Origin of the sequence: Pseudomonas sp. BJa3, assembly GCF_026343815.1 — a bacterium.
Taxonomy (GTDB): Bacteria; Pseudomonadota; Gammaproteobacteria; order Pseudomonadales; family Pseudomonadaceae; genus Aquipseudomonas; species Aquipseudomonas soli.
Genome location: NZ_JAOXMC010000178.1, coordinates 1 through 273, shown reverse-complemented (window position 1 = coordinate 273; position 273 = coordinate 1). Strand labels below are relative to the sequence as shown.

1 protein-coding gene is annotated in these 273 nt (G+C 64.1%); it reads left to right on the top strand.

The features are described from left to right. A partial coding sequence (locus OH705_RS27330) for a class I fructose-bisphosphate aldolase (RefSeq protein WP_267303456.1) occupies positions 1–273 on the top strand: 273 nt, incomplete at both ends.

Here is a 273-nt window from a genome sequence, read left to right as displayed (position 1 = left end):
GCTTCGCCAAGTGGCGCGCGGTCATCACCATCGGCGAAGACATCCCGTCCGGCACCTGCATCGAAGCCAACGCCCATGCGCTGGCCCGCTACGCCGCGCTGTGCCAGGAGTGCGGTCTGGTGCCGATGGTGGAGCCGGAAGTGCTGATGGACGGCGATCACAACATCGAAGTCTGCTACGAAGTGACCGAAGCCGTGCTGCGTTCGCTGTTCGGCGCGCTGTACGAGCAGAACGTGCTGCTGGAAGGCACGATCCTGAAGGCCTCGATGGTCA